The organism is Acinetobacter sp. GQ146 (genome assembly GCF_059758585.1).
The window spans coordinates 1-17,981 of sequence record NZ_JCAXDV010000011.1; the positions used below are offsets into that span (position 1 = coordinate 1).

Below are 17,981 nucleotides of genomic sequence, written 5' to 3' on the forward strand. Positions count from 1 at the left end.
AGCGGAAATTAATAAATATAAGAAGGAATCGAATCAATATAAATAAAAAGCTCGGTTTTAAATAAAATAAGAACTTTAATTTGGTTATTATTCTTTTAAAAATTGATTATGTGGTTAGGTTCTAGCATATTTTAAGCATGTCTTGATTTATGGGTTTATCTTATTAATTTTTGGGTTTAATTTTTTTAAATTTTTATTTAAGTACTATTAAAATAATAGATTTAAATATCGTAAGTGGTGGATTATTTTTAAATAATTAAAATTTATTAAATCATTAAATATCAATATCTTAATAAAATGTATATTTCGTGGCTTATATTTATTTACGTTAATTAGACTAATGTTGAATTTTTATACTGGTATAAATTATGTGAATATTGCTTAAATTACTTTAGTGAATGACTTCTGTTTAAACTGGATTTTCAGATTATAAAAACCGAAGGGCGCTAGTTAAAGTGCAATGAAACAATCGATTCACAGGGGGTGGGTAATGTCAGCTAAAGCAGTTAATGTAAATGATATTATTGATCACGCAAAATTTAAGCCATTTCATTTTAATGTCGTAGCATGGTGTTTACTGATTATTTTATTTGATGGCTATGATTTAGCGATTAATGGGGTGGTTTTACCCTTATTGATGGATGAGTGGGGTTTAAGTGCTGTACAAGCAGGTATGCTCGCCAGTACTGCACTAGCAGGCATGATGTTTGGTGCAATGACCTTCGGTTCTTTGGCCGATAAAATTGGTCGTAAGAAAGTCATCATGATTTGTATCGTACTTTTTAGTGGTTTAACTTTTGCTGGCGGTTTTGCCTCGAATCCTACTGAATTTGCAATTTTACGCTTTTTAGCAGGCTTAGGGATTGGCGGGGTCATGCCTAACCTGGTTGCACTCACTTCAGAATATGCTCCAAAAACCATGCGTAGTACTCTGGTAACTACGATGTTCAGTGGTTATGCCGTTGGTGGGGTGATGGCAGCATTATTGGGAGCTGCTTTTACGCCAACTTTTGGCTGGGAGATTATGTTCTTTATCGCGGGGATTCCTTTATTCTTGCTGCCTGTGATCTGGAAATTCTTACCAGAATCTTTAACTTTTATTGTGAAAGAAAATAAGCAAGAACAAGCCCGCCCAATCGTGGCCCGTTTAGCACCAGAATTAACAATCACGAACGATACAATTTTTGCATTACATCAAACCAGTGAGCCAGAAGCGGCGAATGTGGTGAGCCTGTTTAAACGTGGTCGAGCGATGAACACGTTGTTGTTCTGGTTGGCGTTCTTTACCTGTTTACTCACCATGTATGCCCTAAGCAGTTGGTTGCCAAAACTGATGATGGCTGCGGGTTATTCTATGAGTAATAGCTTAATGTTCATGATGACGATGAATGTTGGTGCTGTAGTTGGCATTATTGGTGGTGGTGTACTGGCGGATCGTTTCCACTTAAAACCTGTGCTGATGTGTTTAGGCATTATGGGGGCGATTGTTATGAGCTTGATGGGCTTTCAAACAAATCAGTTCTTGCTCTACATGCTGGTATTTTTGGCGGGTGCAGCGTCGATTGGTTCGCAAATGTTGTTATATAGCTATGTGGCGCAATATTATCCATTGGCGGTACGCTCGACAGGCATCGGTTGGTCATCAGCGATTGGTCGTATGGGGGCAATTGTCGGTCCGATTTTAATTGGGGCTTTGCTTGGTATGAATTTGCCAGCTCATTTCAATTTCATGGCAGTTGGTTTACCAGTCTTGATTACTGCAATTGCTGTGGCATTGATTATGGATGAAACTGACATCGAGAAGATCAAAAATAGTGCTTCTGTGGCGGCGAAAGCTTAAGCCGTGCATTTGAATATGGATTCTGCCAAATTTGGTCTGGAGGTAAATAGAGCTTAGAGCACTAGAGCCTTTAGTTTGCGCCCTTAAGAATCCAGCAAAAAAGCACCCAAATCAAAAGATTTGGGTGTTTTTTTTTTGCAGTTGCCCATATGGGTGATATGCTGAATCAGATTGTTTTGGCTTGGAATATGGGCTAAGTTAAAGTTGTTAAAGAAGAAAAATAAGTGTTCATATAATTAAAGATATTTGGAGATTTTGCACGTGGAACTACAGTCCGCTGAATCTGCTTTTCGTGCCGTTTGGGTTGCCCCATCCATTATTTTGAGTTTGGGGATCACCCGGCTTTGTTCTGATACAACCCTATTGGTGAGATCACGACGGGATTCTTCCTTAGATTGGATACCACTCACTTGGGCTGCCTGTATTTTCATTTGGCAGATTCAATATTTGTGGGCCATTATTGAGCTTCCAAATTTAATTCGGATCTGGACTTTGCCCGAGTTTCTCGGTTTGCTTATTTTGTCATTGACGCTTTTTTTCGCTGGTTCCTTGGTTATTCCACATCAGGAGGGGGAAATCGGTGCACGTTATGACGAGCATCAGGGCTGGCATGGTCGTGGCGCACTAATTGCTGTAGCGATTTGGGGCTGGGTTGCAGTATTAATCGATTTATGGATGTTTTCTGAATCGTTATTATCTCAGGGGATTCTGTTAATGATGCTGGTGGGGATAGTGCCTTTAATTTTTTTAATGACAGTGAATAAGCGTAAGCGTGCGGTCATTACGCTGTTTAATTTAATATTAACGCTTTGGGCTGCTTGGGTTCAATCACCGAAATCGTATTGAAACCTCTTGCCGTTTGCCTATTGAAAGGTATCGGACTTTAATTTAGCTGGTGGCATCGTTTTATGCTGGTGCTTTACGCAAGCCTCAATCTGGGAGTTCGAGTTATTTTTTTCCAGACATGGTTCATTTCTTATTTAAACGGATCAAAGTGTAAACAAAGATATCAGCTTGCGCTTTAGAAGTTCATCTCAGTTCATACTTGCAGATGAAACCGGAAAATACGGCACACTCTGTCTCAAAATGTAGCAATTGTCTACGCTTGATTGTTGCTTGAGTCAGGCTTATATTGAGTGAAATTTATACAAAAATAGGGGTGTTGATATAGACGAATGCCTTGTTTTTTTCTTATTTCTATTTCATTCACCTCAGGAGATTTAACTGATTAAGCATGAATAATTCACGCAATTTAAGCGTGAAAAGGAGCGACAAGAGGATATCCTCATGGGAACAACAATAACCCTCAATTCACGACGGCTTTCCATCATTTGGCGAAGAATTCCAGCAATTTATAATGTCGTTATTCCTCATTATGATTGTCCACCAGCCCATCCATGGAAAATCAATCGATATTATTTATTGAACGGGTTTAAATCTACAATCGCCTCTACCACAAGTGTGGGGAAGGCTGCCTACATATAAATGGAGACGACGGGCATGATTAGCGTCAATTCAAAGCAGCAAGAGGGAGGACATTTTAACTGAAACATTCAATCGATTAAGCAAGGAGATCCAGCCCTAAACCTCAGGTATTGAGTGATCAATATCAGATTTTAGATCGAGATAGTAACAATAGGTCATTAGAGTCGAGTTAACAATTTTGCCAATAAGCATCAAATCAAGATAAGAAACGCTGTGGCACAGGGTTTCTTATCTTTAAAAGCATTAATACTCTGTGATTTAGCCTCGTGATGCATATTGAAGCAGCTTATCTAGCAGAGATGCCAGTGTTTGCACTTCAAATTCATTTGCTTCAAAACTTTGTTGTTCATTACATTTAACATATCGCGTATTGCTAATACGGCATTCGGATCAATCATGCCGAAGCTGGAAGTGATTGGACGGATTTGACTGACTGAGCGAGAACCATACATCGCACCATCACTGGTGAATGCAGCAGGCTTCGCTTGCCATTCTTTCCCTCCACATAGTCCAAAGCATTTTTCAGTACCAAGCTATAACCATGTTTATATTCAGGACTGATAAAAATATAGCCATCAACTAAGGCAATTTTATCTGCCTATTGTTGTTGTTTCGGTTGATCATAAGGGCCTGTCGCAGGCCGATGTGAACCTACAAAAAAGGGTAAGTCCGATGGTTTTAGATCCATTAACTTAATTAAGCTCATTGCATGCCAAGCGCGGGATACAGTCATTGACCCAGCTGGCTACTTTAATCGCAGTTCGGCCTTCATGAACACGGCCAACAATCATGCAAATAAGCATACGTATTCCAATCTTTTTCTTGTTGTTAAATTAAGCAGATGCAGCAGGTTTTCCGAGTGTAACTGGGTGAAGCATACCTAAGCATCGTATGCTTCATATCTTGAACATGATAAAAACGTGAATAATTAAGTAATTGCATACCTTTGCAGCATATCTATATATGTAATCGGTTTTGGACAATAAAGCAGCTTTACCGCATTGTGGAGGTCTAATTTTGGACGATTTCACAGCTTGGAGGTGAAGCATGGGTACGCAAAACTTGAATATCAATACGGTGGTTGATGAAGCCAAATTTACACCCTTTCATTGGAGTGTTTTGATTTGGTGTTTACTGATTATTATTTTTGATGGTTATGACTTGGTCATTTATGGCGTGGCCTTGCCTTTACTGATGCAGGAGTGGGGGCTGAGCTCGGTACAGGCGGGTTTACTTGCCAGTACGGCATTGTTTGGGATGATGTTTGGCGCCATGAGTTTCGGGACCCTGTCGGATAAATTGGGGCGGAAGAAAACCATTATGATCTGTGTCGCGATCTTTAGTGGTTTTACTTTTTTAGGGGCCTTTGCTTCATCGCCTGTTGAATTTGGCATCTTAAGATTTCTGGCTGGTTTAGGTATTGGCGGGGTGATGCCGAATGTAGTGGCCTTGATGACTGAATATGCGCCGAAACGTATTCGTAGTACTTTGGTGGCAGTGATGTTTAGTGGTTATGCGATTGGTGGCATGGCCTCAGCCTTATTGGGAGCATGGTTGGTCACAGATTATGGCTGGAAAATCATGTTCATCATTGCGGGCGTGCCTTTTTTAGCCTTACCTATCATTTGGAAATTTTTACCAGAATCCTTAATGTTCTTAACCAAAAAAGGTGCAACAGAACAAGTTCGTCACATTGTGCAAAAAATCAGCCCTGAACAAACAATCCATGCAGACACCCAGTTTGTGTTAAATGATGTGATTGCGGGCGATGAAGCCCCTTTACGTGCCTTGTTCCAGCAAGGTCGCCTGTTCAGTACCTTGATGTTTTGGGTGGCTTTCTTTATGTGCCTATTGATGGTGTATGCATTGGGTAGCTGGTTGCCAAAATTAATGATTCAGGCGGGTTATTCACTGGGTGCCAGTATGTTGTTCCTGTTTGCCTTGAATATTGGCGGTATGGTCGGTGCAATTGGCGGTGGGGCTTTGGCGGATCGTTTTCATCTTAAACCAGTGCTTAGCATTATGTTTACCGTAGGTGCTTTAGCCTTGATCCTACTGGGTTTTAATAGCCCGCAAGCGGTGTTGTATAGCTTGATTGCGATTGCTGGCGCTGCCACCATTGGTTCACAAATTTTACTGTATACCTTTGTGGCTCAGTTTTACCCAACAGCAGTTCGCTCTACAGGTATGGGCTGGGCATCGGGCATTGGCCGTATCGGTGCGATTGTCGGTCCCATCTTGACGGGTGCTTTGCTGACGTTACAGTTGCCGCATCAAATGAATTTTCTGGTGATTGCAATTCCAGGCGTGATTGCTGCATTGGCGGTGTTTATGGTGAATCTAAAAGCATCGGTGGATGGGGCTTCCCAAGAACAGGCTGCAATACAGACCTCTAAACGTTCAGTCGTGAATTAATCACACATTCTAGACTTACTCGAAAAAACAGACCACCTGCTAGATGCTTCGGCAATTGAAAGGGTGGTTTTTGTATGTGGATTAATCGTCAAGCGTGCTATGCATTGAATGCACAGGGCTTTAATTTTCAAAGTATGATTAATTTTTAGATGCTTGTTTTTGTATATATTTTAATCAAGCAAGATGAGTGGAATTCATGGTAAAATGATCGGCTTTCATCTTTGATCTATTTTTGGATCTTCCATCTGCCAGCCGAGAATTGCTAGCCATGTCTACTGCTTATACCATGCAGACTGCGCCAAAAGCGTTGTTTGATTACGACAAATATTGGGCGTCATGTTTTGAACCCGCACCATTTTTGCCGATGTCACGCGAGGAAATGGATCAACTCGGTTGGGATAGTTGCGACTTTATTTTGGTCTGTGGTGATGCCTATATTGATCACCCGTCATTCTGTTCCGGCATTATTGGCCGTACTTTAGAAGCACAAGGTTTCCGTGTCGGGATTATTGCACAACCCGACTGGACCAATGCGGATGCATTCCGTGTTTTGGGTAAACCGAATATTGCTTGGGGGGTGACGGCAGGCAACATGGACTCGATGATTAACCGTTACACGGCTGATCGTAAGATTCGTTCCGATGATGCCTATTCACCAGACAATGTTCCCAACAAGCGTCCAGACCGTGCCGCAACAGTCTATTGCCAACGTGTGCGTGAAGCGTTCCCGGATGTGCCTGTGTTACTCGGCGGGATTGAAGGCTCATTGCGTCGTATTGCGCACTATGACTACTGGTCAGATAAAGTTCGTCGTTCAATTTTGATGGATTCGAAAGCCGATTTATTGATGTATGGCAATGGTGAACGTTCAATTGTTGAAGTGATGCACCGTTTAGCCCGAGGTGAAAAAATCCACGAAATTACCGATGTTCGTGGGACTGCTTTTATTGTGAATAAACATAATCGTGCCTCTAAAGCGCAGTTTGTTGAAATTGCTTCAAATGATGTCGATGCGATTGGTCGTGTTGACCCGATCATCAACCCTTATGTGATGACCGAAGATATTGATGGCTGTGAAGTTGAAAAAGAAAAAGGCAACTCTTTAGCACAATATCAAGATTTTCAAAAAGAAATTGTCGCCAATCCGATCGTGCGTGAAGGCGACCAACTGGATGCCGATACGCAAATCGTCCAGCTCAGAGCGGCACCTTCGAAAGCAATTAAACACAAATTACCACCGCGTGAACTTGCAGTGATTCGTTTGCCATCGTTTGAAGAGGTGGCAAATGATCAGGTGTTGTATGCGCATGCCAACCGTATTTTGCATTTGGAAACCAACCCGGGTAATGCACGTGCCTTGGTTCAGCGTCATGGTGAGCGAGATGTCTGGATTAATCCACCGCCGATTCCGTTAACCACGGAAGAAATGGACTATGTGTTTGATTTACCGTATGCCCGTTTACCGCATCCTGCTTATGGCAATGCGCGTTTCCCTGCATTTGATATGATCAAATTCTCAGTCAACATTATGCGTGGCTGTTTTGGTGGCTGTACCTTCTGTTCAATTACCGAACATGAAGGGCGTATTATTCAGAACCGTTCGGAAGAATCGATTCTGCGCGAAATTGAAAAAATTCGCGATACTGCGCCGAACTTTACAGGGATTATTTCGGATTTGGGTGGTCCAACGGCCAACATGTATCGCCTGCATTGTAAAGACCCAGAAATTGAAAAGAACTGTCGTAAGCCGTCTTGTGTTTATCCAGGCGTATGTCAGAACTTACATACCGACCATGCACCTTTAGTCCAGTTGTATCGTAAAGCTCGTGAAATTAAAGGCGTGAAAAAGATTCTGATTGGTTCGGGTCTACGTTATGACTTGGCTGTACTTAACCCTGAATATGTGAAAGAACTGGTTCAGCATCACGTCGGTGGCTATCTCAAAATTGCGCCTGAGCATACCGAGAAAGGTCCATTGTCCAAGATGATGAAACCGGGAATCGGGACTTATGACCGTTTCAAACAGATGTTTGATCGTTTCAGTAAAGAAGCCGGTAAAGAGCAATATCTGATCCCTTACTTTATTGCAGCGCACCCAGGCACCACCGATTACGACATGATGAACCTTGCGGTGTGGTTAAAGAAAAATGGTTTCCGTGCCGATCAGGTTCAGACCTTCTATCCATCGCCAATGGCAACGGCAACCACCATGTATCATACGGGTAAAAACCCATTGGCCAAGGTGGCTCGCTACACCGAAGATGTTGACATTGTGAAAGGTGAAAAACGTCGTCGCTTGCATAAAGCCTTCTTACGTTACCATGATCCAAACAACTGGCCATTACTCCGTGAAGCATTGAAGGAGATGGGGCGTGCTGACCTAATTGGTAATTCAAAACAGCATTTGATTCCAACCTATCAACCACAGGGAACCGAGGGTGAATATAAATCGGCACGTAAGAAAAACTCTACGGTTGCGGGTGATTCACAGAAACGAACCAGCACGGTTGCGACACGCAATTCGAACTCTCAAGGTCAAAATAACCGTCCGAAAAAAGGACAAGTCTTGACCCAACATACGGGTTTACCGCCACGTGAAACAGGCGAGAAACGTCCGTTTAATGCCAATGCAGCCAAGAAAAGAAAAAATCCGAAAGCGAAAGCTTAAGATGGATTAAAAAAGACGCTTCGGCGTCTTTTTTTTTGGCTTCTATTCGTCGGAATTATTTAACCCAAGACTTAAGATGAATTGCATCTGGCAGGAAAATTAGGCTAAAGTGATTGGACTGAGGCTAGATGTGTCTAAACAGCATCTCCATAAGATATCTCTCGTCAAGTGATGTGTAGTCAGTTTTTTATAATAATTTCGTCAAGATGAATGTATTTTTTTCACTTGAACGTTTAAATAACAAAAGCGGCGTTATAATCGATGACTGGCAAAAAAAATCGATATAAAGCCACAGGATTATAAGAAAAGATTAAAGGAATAAATGTATGAGTATGTATTTACTGATTGGTCTCCTATTGTTGTTTAGTTTTATGGTGTTTAAAGGTCTGAATAACCAGTCAAAACAACAGGATAGTGTGCTTAAGCGGCGTGCAGTGTTCAGTTTGAATGAACAGCTGGCGTTTGCTCGTCTAAAAGAAACCTTGCCGACGCATACTATTTTGGCGCAGGTTTCCTATGATGCTTTAATCACCACTAAATACAGCCGTACTCGCAATAAGTATCGGAATTTATTGGCGGATTTTGTGGTGCTTGATGCATCACATCAAATTGTGGCGATTATTGGTTTGAATGACCCCAATGTTTTAAAGCGTTTGCAGCAGAAACAGTATAAAGATGCGTTGCTGGCCATGGCGGGTTATCGTGTGATTCGTTATGATGAAGTGCCAACGTATCAGCAAATTCGACGCGATTTTTTTGGTGAATTACGTAAAGACTGGCATGAGACAGAGGCACAAGAATTAGATACCTCATTAAAAAAATATAATTTTTATCATGAAAAGCGTAAGTTAAAAGTCTGGGGTTAAAACAAACGCGAATATCAATTCGCGTTTGTCGGTATCAGATTATTCGGGGCGTACAGCGACCACGGTCATTTCGACCAATACATCAGGCGTATACATTTTTGCTTCTACACAGGTTCGTGGTAGGGCTTGCATATCGGCACACCAAGCATCCCAGACTTCATTCATGCCTGCATAGTCATTTTCAATGTCTTTTAGAAAAATCATGACAGACAGAATATGACGTTTGTCTGTACCTGCATCGGCCAGAAAACGGTCAATAATGTCTAAAGTTTGTTGAGTCTGACCTTTAATATCCAGACTTGTATCTGCAGCCAATTGCCCTGCGAGATGAACCAAGTTGCCTGAAATAGCAATTTCAGAAAAACGCTTTTCGACATGTAAACGTTGAACCGTCATGTGATTTCCATGATGTAAAGAGAACAAGCAGTTTACGTGATTCGATCTCATCTGCAAATGGGGATTTATGGTCACAACCTAGCGGACATATTGATGTTTAGCGGGTTCTAAGCAAGAATTTCGAGTTTTAATGGGAAAAAAGAGCGGGATTTAAATGCGAGGAAGTTATCGGGGGAATAGACATAACCCATGTTGATGTTCAGAGTTGTCCTGTAATACGGGGATTGGATCGTCGCACTCATCACAGGACAATATGCTAAAAGTAAAGGTGATTTTCAGCATCTCAGCGTTTACATGGATAATGTATCGCGTGAACTAGGTTAACCTAAAAATAAAAAAAGTGTAGAGCTAATTGTTGTATTTTTATCCTTTTGCCTAAAAAAACAACAAAAATGCAGTGCCTACCACAGGCTCAATTGCGGTTGTGCATCATCAGGACTTAATTGATAGACCCCGACACCAATCAATCGGAACTCATAGTTGCTGGGAATATGCATTTCATTCAGTAACTTTACCAACACTTGCAGCAAGTCTTCCAAACGCTGTAAGGGGGTTTTAAAGCTCTTACTGTGCTGTAGAACCTGAAAATTTTTTAATTTCAATTTGACGGTCACGCCGCGTGCGAGTAGGTGTTTTTTATTCAAACTTTCCCAAACTTGTTGCGCCAGCTTAGCCCAATAAGGCTGGCACTGTGCCAAGCTAAAATCTTGATCGAAGGTGGTTTCTTTAGAAATTTGTTGCCGTTCACGTTCGGTCTGTACGGGACGCTCATCAATTCCTTGCGCATATAAAAACAGTTGTCGTCCATATTTGCCAAAGTGGTGAATCAGGGTATTTTCATCAATCTGTTGTAAATCTCCCAATGTTTTCAGTTGCATCTGCTTTAATTTTTCTTGGGTGACTTTACCGACGCCTGGAATTTTTTTTAAGGCTAGATTTTGAATAAAACTTTGTACTTGGCTGGGCTTGATCACACAGAGGCCATCAGGTTTGTTCCAGTCCGAGGCGATTTTCGCCAGAAACTTATTCGGTGCAACCCCAGCAGAAGCAGTCAAACCGGTCACCTGAAAAATTTCAGCACGAATCCGCTGCGCCACTTCGGTGGCACTGGGAAGCTGATATAGATTTTCTGTGACATCTAAATAGGCTTCATCTAAGGAGAGTGGCTCAATCAGCGTGGTATAGCGTTGAAAGATGGTGTGAATCTGAGCCGAAACGTCGCGATATTTATTAAAGTTGGGTTCGATGACCACGACCTGAGGACACAGCTTTTTGGCTTGGCTCATGGACATGGCGGAGCGCAGCCCAAATTGGCGGGCAGGGTAAGAGGCTGCAGCGATCACAGCGCGCGGATGATGTGATGAAATAACGACAGGCAAATGCTGGAGTTCGGGACGATCTCTTAACTCCACCGATGCAAAAAAGGCATCCATATCAATATGTATGATTTTTCTCATATCGTTTCAATCATGCTACCTCAGTCTGTGAGTATGCCATGATCTTCTGCGGCAGAATAGCTTAGGGCACAGCTGTACGACAGACGATGACGTCTAGAACGCAAGACGCCGTATTGGCCGTCATTATGGTGTAGTTGGGCGAACAGGTTGCAGTCCGTTTTTCTGTAAGAAGATGTCCCAGTCATAGACTGAACCATGAAAGACGTTCAGGTCGACTGGTTTAGTGATTCCCTGAATTTTGCCTTGATTGCTATGTTGCCAGAAGGTCCATTGGGGATTGCCTTTGAGTTCGGGTTGACCTTGATATTCACGAACCCAAAGTGGCGTATGTTTAAATTCACCTGCCAACACAATGTTATAGAACGTTTTGGAAATATAGAAAATCGGTTGTTTGCCATAATGCTGCTGCAACTGGTCATGCATGACCTGAATTTCAGCCAGTAGTTGCTCTTTGGTATAGGTATTAATACAGGCACTGTCATATTCCAGATCAATCACAGGCGGCAGTGCATCGGGTTTGTTGGGCACGGTTTCAATAAAATTTTGAGCTTGAATGTTGCCATCGCGACAGAGCCGATAAAAATGGTAAGCACCCACTAAAAATCCTTGCTCGCGGGCTTGCAGCCAATTGTCCTGAAATTTGCGGTCTTTAAAATCGCCCCCTTCTGTGGCTTTTAAATAAATAAACTGGAATTTTTTTCGTGGAATTTGTTTCCAGTTAATTTCGCCCTGATGATGTGAGACATCAAAGCCTTGGACTGGAAATTCTTGAGCAGAGGCAGGATTTTGATGAAAAATAAAAACATAAAGTACAACGGCAAGACCAAATGTAGCCAGTCCTAGGCAGGATGCAATCAAGGAGTTGGATTTTTTGCTGCGTGTCGGTTTACTCATATGTCTATTGATCTGATTCAGTGTTGCTATGATAACCCGATGCTTAGCACGACGATATCCCGATTTTAGTAAGGCATCATCCGTGATGATGTTTTGGAATTTGCCAGAAAATCGCTGCGGTAATGATATTGATGGCTCCCAAACAGATTAAGGTCAGATGGAATGCGCTGGTAACCTGTGCAACGCCATAGTGAGCCGTAAACAGATTTACCAAGGTTCCAGCCAGTGCAACGCCAATGGTCATCGAGAGCATCATAATCATAGACAGAAAGCTGTTGCCGCTGCTGGCATTTTGTGCTGAAAGATCTTTGAGTGTAAAGGTATTCATGGCAACGAATTGAGTCGAATTCAGTAAGCCAAACACAAAGAAATGTAGCGTGCGCAGCCACAATGGCGTGTCAGCGGTGGTGAGTGCAAAGCTGGCAATACAGCTCCCCACCAGCAGAGTATTGATAATCAGCACCCGCCGATAGCCCAATGTTTGAATCAGGGGGCGAACCAGAGGTTTAGAGGCTAAAGAACCGAGCACTGTAGGAATCATCAATAGACCTGTGATGAAAGGCTCAAACTGAAAGGCCACTTGCAGCATTAAGGGCATGAGAAAGGGTAAGGCATTGCCACCCAGACGGGCAAAGAAGTTGCCTAAGATCCCAATCGCATACATGCGATTTTGAAAGAGTTGACTGCGGAACAGGGCATTGCGATGGCTATGGGCATGATAGGCATAAATCAGGGTGCTGATGAGCCCCAGTCCGACCAGCCCCAGTCCTTGCCAATGTCCATGTGCTGTATTGGCGAAACTTTCAATGCCTAAGGAGAGTCCAACCATGGCCAGCACTAACCAAAGAAAACCACTAAAATCGAAAGCTTGTACACTCGGCTCAGTGGCATTCGGTAGTGCTTTTAAGGTCACCACAATACCTAATAGCCCCATGGGTAAATTAATCAGGAAAATCCAGTGCCAAGTGGTCACCTCGACGAGCCAACCGCCAAGAGTTGGTCCGATTAAGGGACCAATCAATCCTGCCAAACTCATGAGACTCATGGCCGATAAAAACTGTTCTCTGGGAATCAGTTTGAGCATGGCTAAACGCCCGACAGGGAGTAATAAGGCACCACCTATGCCTTGCAGAATGCGAAATCCGATCAGTTGATTGAGACTTTGCGAAAGCCCGCAACCCAGTGAAGCCAGAGTAAAGATGATAATTGCCGCCAGATAGGTATGGCGCACCCCAAAACGATCGGCCAACCAGCCACTGAGTGGAATACAGGCTGCGACGGCCAAGACATAAGCCACCACCACGCTGTGCATATTTAGCGGATCTTCTTGCAAATTGGCCGCCATCGCAGGAATGGCCGTATTCACAATGGTGGTGTCGAGGGCTTGCATGAAAAAGCCAATCGAGACCAACAGAACCAGCAAGCGGTATTCAGGTTGTAAGGCTTGATGTGCAGGTGACTGGCTCATAGATTGGATATGTGATTAATCAATGAAATTTGGAAGATCATCATAGCAAAGAGCGGTTTAAAAATGCTCAAAAAATCGCAGAGAACTTGGGTCAGGTCGCAGATTTGGTACTGAAGTTTGCGCTAATTCTTAGGTGGGTTGGCAATTGCTTCGCAATTTTATGGGCTTTAGATTAAAGACTAACAATATGAAAATTAAGGATAAAAAAATTCATATTGGTGGTGGTGATACGCTGGTCATGATAATGTCATTAAAATGAAATAAAAATGTCATAATTTATGAGCCTTCCCCATCAGGGGGCCTTTTTTTACTGACAAGGGTTAAGGTTTTATGACAATCGAGATTTTGATGATTGTAGGCTTCTGTTTAGCAGCTTACTCAATTGTCGGAAATGATGTGCCACAAACTTTGGGGACCTTTATTTCCTCCAATGCACACCGCCCTTGGTGGGTTCTTTGGTTATATACCAGCAGTATTCTGATCGTTGTATTGTTATATGGTTGGTATGCTTCAGGTACAGGGGATGCGTCTTATGGACGTTTGGAAACCATTCCATTCCCAGAAACCGGCATTACGTGGCTGTATATTGTCCCACCGATTTTATTGATTTTACTGACCCGTTATGGGATTCCAGTCAGTACCACTTTTTTAGTGCTGACGATCTTTTCTCCAAGCAGCTTAAGTTCAATGCTGACCAAATCCATGATGGGTTATGCGGTTGCCTTTATGGCTGCGATTGTGGTTTATCGCTTTGTTATAAAAGGGATTACCATTTATCTCAATAAAACCCGTCATAAGGAACCTTCAAATATTTGGGTGGGGTTACAGTGGGTATCGACTGCCTTTTTATGGAGTCAGTGGCTGATTCAAGATTTAGCCAACATTTTTGTCTATGTACCCCGTCAGGTTTCATTTGAATTCCTAATTTTCGGTATTCTGGTTTTTGTGGTGTTGCTGGGCTGGATTTTTTACCGCCGTGGTGGAGCCATTCAAAACATCATCGATACCAAAACTGGGGTTGCGGATATTCGTTCAGCTACGATTATCGACTTCATGTACGCTTTAATCTTGTTGGTCTTCAAAGAGTGGAGCAATATTCCAATGAGTACCACTTGGGTCTTCCTCGGTTTGCTCGCTGGTCGTGAATTTGCGATGTCGATGCATCTGGCTGAAGTCAATAAATACCGTACTTCGCGTAATGTCAGCAAAGACGCCATGAAGTTGATGTTTGGTTTGGCTGTCAGTGTGTTGTTGGCGACTGGTTTGCCGTGGCTGTATCAACAGATCTCGGGTTAAGCTTACAAAGCCTGTTTCATGTAAAAAGCGAGCAAGATGCTCGCTTTTTTTGTGGCTGGAATGAGTTTAAATTACGAAGTGCGCAGGGGATTTTAGGTTCTTTAAAGCATTTAAAATCTGGTCGGCATGGTTGCAGACAATCAGTTTGGCACGGTGTTGAGGGGGCAAAAAGCCTTCTTGTACTGCATGATCGAGCTGGGCAATCAAGGCATCATAAAAGCCATTGACATTATACAGCATCATGGGTTTTTGATGCTGATTGAGTTGACCCCATGTGGCAACTTCCAAAATTTCTTCAAAAGTGCCTAAGCCACCAGGTAGGGCAATAAAGGCACTGGCACGTTCCGCCATCATGGCTTTACGCTCATGCATGGTTCGAACCACATGTAATTCGGTCAGTTGATTATGTGCAATTTCATAGTCCAGCATAAATTCTGGAATTACCCCCACGGCTTCACCCCCGTGTGTAATCACGCTGTCTGCGACTTGCCCCATTAAACCAATACTGGCGCCACCATAGACCAGACCAAAGCCCTGTTCTGCAATGGCAGCAGCCAGTGCAATGGCTTTTTCCTTATAAATAGGCCGATTACCAGAACGTGAACCACAATAAAGCGCAATTAAGGGTTGAGTTGTTTTCACAGTTAATTTTTCATGTTCTACAGTCATTTTTAATACGCTATTCATCATTCTCTGTTTCACCTTATCACTTTCTTGTTGGCTGCTCTAGCTTATGCAAGAAATATGACACTGCGATGTTGCATCGGGTGTCTGATGCAGTGTTTCTGTTGCTGCTGAGTGAACGGGTCCTATAGGCGGCTGAAAAAAAGATGAATTTATGCTTGATCTTGCCTATACTGAGTTTCTGTTTTACAACAAATGAATCAACATGAGTCGTGGTTGTTGTCGCTCGAAACGGACACACATTTTTGCCCTAATAACAGAGAATCGCTTACTGGTTGCATCGCTTATGCAGCCTTCGCATTTTTACCTTGACCTGTCTTGGAAGGAGAACATTCAATGATTTTTGAGTGGATGTCTGATCCTTCAGCTTGGGTGGGGCTCGCCACCCTAGTGGTACTTGAAATTGTGTTGGGGATTGATAACCTCGTCTTTATTGCAATTTTGGCTGAAAAATTACCGCCTGAACAACGCAATACTGCGCGTGTTCTCGGTCTGGTTCTGGCGCTGGGGATGCGTTTAATTCTGTTGGCTTCCATCGCTTGGGTCGTCACGTTAACCACGCCATTGTTCCATATTTTCGATCATCCATTTTCTGGGCGCGATTTAATTCTGCTGTTGGGTGGGGTGTTTTTGCTATTTAAAGGCACCATGGAATTGCGTGAGCGCATTGAAGGCAAGCCTTTATTAAAAGAAGAAAACCCGGTACATGCCACCTTTTGGATGGTGATTGTACAGATTGTGGTTTTAGATGCCGTGTTCTCTTTAGACAGCGTGATTACCGCGGTGGGCATGGTCAAACATCTTTCGGTGATGATGATTGCCGTGATTATTGCCATTGGTATTATGCTGTGGGCATCGAAACCGCTCATGGACTTTGTCAATAAGCATCCAACGGTTGTGATTCTGTGTCTGTGTTTCTTGATGATGATTGGTTTCTCTTTGGTGGTGGAAGGCTTTGGCTACCATATTCCGAAAGGCTACTTATACGCTGCGATTGGTTTCTCAGTCTTGATTGAATTCCTGAATCAAACGGTGAAGAAAAATCAGGAAAAAATGGTCACCACCACCGATTTACGCTATCGCACCGCCTCTGCCGTGTTGCGCATGTTGGGTGGAAAGAATCCTAGCGATGCGCCTGAACATCAAAATGAAGATGTACTGGCGACGCGTGCTTTTGCCGATGAAGTCTTTAATCAGGAAAATGGGGTCTATCACAGTGTGATGGTGCAGGGGGTGCTAGGTTTGGCTGAGCGTCCTGTGAAATCGGTGATGACGCCGCGTCCAGAGCTAGAATGGCTGGATCTGGATGAAGACGAAGCCGCGATTAAAGAGCAATTACTGAGTATGACCCATTCGCGTTTAATTGTGGCGCATGGTGAGTTGGACAATATTGCTGGGGTGGTGCTTACGCATAAAGTCATGAATGAATACATCGAAACTGGGGTGTTGAATTTTGAGAAGCATCTCCGTGATCCAGTGATTGTGCATGAAAATGCTCAGGTCTTGATGGTGATGGAGCAGTTACGCCAAGCCCCATTACAGTTGGCAATTGTATTGAATGAATATGGTTCGATTGAAGGGATTGCCACCCCGATTGATGTGCTCGAAGCCATTGCTGGAGAGTTCCCGGATGAAGATGAGCTGGAAACGGCAGCAGAGAGTCTGGAAGATGGTAGCTTGATCTTAGAAGGGTCGACGGATATCCGACATGTATCGCTATTGTTAGGCAAGGATCTGGTAGATGAGTCTGAACAGTATTCAACTTTGTCGGGCTATCTACTGTTCCATTTGGGGCGTTTGCCTGAAAATGGTTCGAGTATCGAAGCGGATGGTTGTATATTTGAAGTCGTGACCATGGATGGACATAAAATCGAGAAAGTACATGTCATTCCGCAGAATGTGGCTGAGAAAGACGATTAATTCAACCCAAAGTCTTGCTGCAACTTCAGTTAAAATAGCCTGCTAGAGCAGGCTTTTTTTTTGGAAATTTTATGTCAGAACAACAATGTCCCTGTGGCTTAGGGTTGTATGCCGATTGTTGCCAACCTTTGCATTTCGGCCAGCGTCACGCGGCATCGGCTGAACAGTTGATGCGTTCACGGTATAGTGCTTTTGCCAAACAGCAGATCAATTATATTGTGCAGACCACAGCACTGGGGCAGCAGTCAGCCTTAGATATTCCGGCAATTCAAGCTTGGAGTGAATCCAATCAATGGCTGGGGTTGGAAGTGGTGCAAGCACAGGAAAAACTGGACAAAACCCATGCGCAGGTCGAATTTAAAGCGCATTATCATGATGGTCAGCAGGCACAGACGCATCATGAAATTTCACATTTTGTAAAACATGCCCAGCAATGGTATTTCCTAGATCCGACCACGGAACAAGTCATCACCATGAAACAGCCCTGTATTTGTGGCTCAGGCAAGAAATTTAAGCAATGTTGCGCACAATTTTTATAACCTTCTGTCCAGAATTGGCTTAGAATAAGCCGCATCTTAACCCTTCAATGGAA

Annotated in this window: 13 protein-coding genes and 1 pseudogene; 8 read left to right on the forward strand and 6 right to left on the reverse strand. The window is 43.1% G+C overall.

What is annotated here, in order from left to right:
• Window positions 1-490 precede the first annotated feature (490 nt).
• Together AC6CHI_RS15035 and AC6CHI_RS15040 are read left to right on the forward strand one after the other, a co-directional pair.
• On the forward strand, window positions 491-1,840 hold the full coding sequence (locus tag AC6CHI_RS15035; RefSeq protein WP_498122257.1) for an MFS transporter: 1,350 nt from the start codon (window positions 491-493) through the stop codon (window positions 1,838-1,840).
• 261 nt (window positions 1,841-2,101) lie between these two features.
• Complete coding sequence (locus tag AC6CHI_RS15040) at window positions 2,102-2,686, forward strand: hypothetical protein (RefSeq protein WP_498122258.1); 585 nt, start codon at window positions 2,102-2,104, stop codon at window positions 2,684-2,686.
• A gap of 897 nt (window positions 2,687-3,583) precedes the next feature.
• On the opposite strand, the pseudogene AC6CHI_RS15045 reads toward AC6CHI_RS15040, so the two are convergent.
• Window positions 3,584-4,128, reverse strand: a pseudogene (locus AC6CHI_RS15045) (NADPH-dependent FMN reductase).
• 244 nt (window positions 4,129-4,372) lie between these two features.
• On the opposite strand from AC6CHI_RS15045, the gene AC6CHI_RS15050 reads away from it, so the two are divergent.
• The 3 genes from AC6CHI_RS15050 (at window position 4,373) to AC6CHI_RS15060 (ending at window position 9,274) form a co-directional block, all read left to right on the forward strand.
• Window positions 4,373-5,740 carry an MFS transporter gene (locus AC6CHI_RS15050; RefSeq protein WP_498122260.1) on the forward strand — a complete coding sequence of 456 codons (1,368 nt, stop codon included), beginning with the start codon at window positions 4,373-4,375 and terminating at the stop codon, window positions 5,738-5,740.
• 268 nt (window positions 5,741-6,008) lie between these two features.
• Window positions 6,009-8,408, forward strand: a complete 2,400-nt coding sequence (locus AC6CHI_RS15055; protein ID WP_498122261.1) for a YgiQ family radical SAM protein — start codon at window positions 6,009-6,011, stop codon at window positions 8,406-8,408.
• 326 nt (window positions 8,409-8,734) lie between these two features.
• Window positions 8,735-9,274: a DUF2726 domain-containing protein gene (locus tag AC6CHI_RS15060; RefSeq protein WP_498122263.1), complete on the forward strand. Its 540-nt coding sequence runs from the start codon at window positions 8,735-8,737 to the stop codon at window positions 9,272-9,274.
• Window positions 9,275-9,313: 39 nt separating this feature from the next.
• On the opposite strand, the gene AC6CHI_RS15065 is transcribed toward AC6CHI_RS15060, so the two are convergent.
• The 4 genes from AC6CHI_RS15065 to mdtD form a co-directional block, all read right to left on the reverse strand.
• Window positions 9,314-9,670 carry a RidA family protein gene (locus tag AC6CHI_RS15065; RefSeq protein WP_100242609.1) on the reverse strand — a complete coding sequence of 119 codons (357 nt, stop codon included), beginning with the start codon at window positions 9,668-9,670 and terminating at the stop codon, window positions 9,314-9,316.
• Between the two features lie 401 nt (window positions 9,671-10,071).
• Window positions 10,072-11,127 carry a DNA polymerase IV gene (dinB, locus tag AC6CHI_RS15070; RefSeq protein WP_498122265.1) on the reverse strand — a complete coding sequence of 352 codons (1,056 nt, stop codon included), beginning with the start codon at window positions 11,125-11,127 and terminating at the stop codon, window positions 10,072-10,074.
• A 123-nt stretch (window positions 11,128-11,250) separates the two neighbouring features.
• Window positions 11,251-12,021 (reverse strand): glycoside hydrolase family 25 protein, encoded by a 771-nt coding sequence (locus AC6CHI_RS15075; RefSeq protein ID WP_498122267.1) that lies wholly within the window; start codon window positions 12,019-12,021, stop codon window positions 11,251-11,253.
• 76 nt (window positions 12,022-12,097) lie between these two features.
• Complete coding sequence (gene mdtD, locus AC6CHI_RS15080; RefSeq protein WP_498122268.1) at window positions 12,098-13,489, reverse strand: multidrug transporter subunit MdtD; 1,392 nt, start codon at window positions 13,487-13,489, stop codon at window positions 12,098-12,100.
• A gap of 330 nt (window positions 13,490-13,819) precedes the next feature.
• Here mdtD and AC6CHI_RS15085 point away from each other — a divergent pair, with 330 nt between their 5' ends.
• A complete protein-coding gene (locus AC6CHI_RS15085) occupies window positions 13,820-14,785 on the forward strand; it encodes a hypothetical protein (protein WP_498122270.1) in 966 nt (321 codons plus the stop codon).
• Window positions 14,786-14,851: 66 nt separating this feature from the next.
• Here the strand turns inward: AC6CHI_RS15085 and AC6CHI_RS15090 are convergent, their stop codons facing one another.
• Window positions 14,852-15,472 carry an LOG family protein gene (locus tag AC6CHI_RS15090; protein WP_498122344.1) on the reverse strand — a complete coding sequence of 207 codons (621 nt, stop codon included), beginning with the start codon at window positions 15,470-15,472 and terminating at the stop codon, window positions 14,852-14,854.
• Window positions 15,473-15,805: 333 nt separating this feature from the next.
• On the opposite strand from AC6CHI_RS15090, the gene AC6CHI_RS15095 reads away from it, so the two are divergent.
• Window positions 15,806-17,389: a TerC family protein gene (locus AC6CHI_RS15095; protein WP_498122271.1), complete on the forward strand. Its 1,584-nt coding sequence runs from the start codon at window positions 15,806-15,808 to the stop codon at window positions 17,387-17,389.
• A gap of 71 nt (window positions 17,390-17,460) precedes the next feature.
• Window positions 17,461-17,928 carry a YchJ family protein gene (locus tag AC6CHI_RS15100; protein ID WP_498122272.1) on the forward strand — a complete coding sequence of 156 codons (468 nt, stop codon included), beginning with the start codon at window positions 17,461-17,463 and terminating at the stop codon, window positions 17,926-17,928.
• Window positions 17,929-17,981 lie beyond the last annotated feature (53 nt).